The sequence below is a fragment of the Sphingomonas sp. 66-10 genome, from assembly GCF_001897045.1.
Taxonomy (GTDB): Bacteria; Pseudomonadota; Alphaproteobacteria; order Sphingomonadales; family Sphingomonadaceae; genus Sphingomonas; species Sphingomonas lycopersici.
Window position 1 is genome coordinate 1 of the sequence record NZ_MKRR01000096.1, and the last position, 1,177, is coordinate 1,177.

General features: G+C 65.1%; 1 pseudogene. It reads right to left on the reverse strand.

Annotation, left to right across the window (positions count from 1 at the left end):
* A pseudogene (locus BGN95_RS08175) lies at nt 1-1,177 on the reverse strand (hypothetical protein); the annotation flags it as partial.

Sequence of the window (1,177 nt, forward strand, 5' to 3'; positions counted from 1 at the left end):
TGCCTTCGTAGCGATCGTAGTAGTCGTAGCGACCCGAGATCGAAGCCGTCAGTTCCTGGACCAGCGGCATGGCGTTGCCGGAGCCGACCAGCGGAATGTTGGCTTCGAAGAACGCGGCCGACACCTGCTGGCGCGGGTGGTCGTCGCGGACGACCGCATTGTAGCCGGCGTTGGCGGCGCGCGAACCGGCGAGCTGCAGGGCGTTGGCCTGGGTAGCGCGGAACGAGGCGCCGACAGCCATGCGGGCGGTGCCCCCTGGCAGGTCCATCACCGGACCGTCGGCTTTGAACTGCAGTTCTTGCAGGCCCTGCTGACCCCAGTTGTACTGGCCGGTCTTGTTGTTGATCTTGGCGAGCGTGGCCGGGTTGTTGTTGGCGGCATTGCCGAAGATGTTGAACGCGGTGGCCGGGTTGGTGTCGGCCAGGGCGTCACGCAGATTCAGCAGATCGGCCTCGTTGCCGTAGTTAAAGTCACGCGTCCGCGAGATGACCAGCGAGGCGGTGCCCTTCCATTCCGCGCCCAGGTCGATGTCCAGGCCCGAGACGAAGGTCGTCGCCGTGGCGCTGCCGCCCGAGACGAACCGCCCCGGGAAGAACGGAATGCCGCTGCGGTTGACGAACACCGAGTTGATCGTGCCGTTCTGCAGTTGAGTCCACAGCTGCGGCGGCACGACCGCCTGGGTCAGGTACGGGTTCGACTTCGGCACCGCGATGTTCAGGCTGAAGGCGTTGCCGAGCGATTCACCTTCGAAGTGGCTGTAGTTCAGCTCACCCCAGACCTTCACATTGTCGGTCAGCTGGTGCTCGATCGTCGCCAGGAAGGCGTTCCGCTCACCATTGCTGATGATGGTGCTGGGCAGGCCCTGGTTGCCGCAGCGGAAGTCCGCCGTGGTGGAGGTGAACGCGCCGGTCTGCTGATTGATGCCGTAGGTGGTGCCGAAGGTGGCGCCGTTCGCCGCGACCGCTCGGAAGGTCGGGGTCAGGCAGGTGGTGGAGCGGCTGTCCCGGCCGCCGCGCGAGGTCTGGTCGCTGCCCAGAGCCAGGAACGGAATTTCCGTGTTCAGCGGCGAGTCGTTGGTCGAGTAGTCGTAGGCGATCATGAAACCGCCGCCGTCCCACGTCTTGCCGCCGATGATGCCGAGGTTCTTACGACCGTAGCTGGTTTCACCGTCGAACGA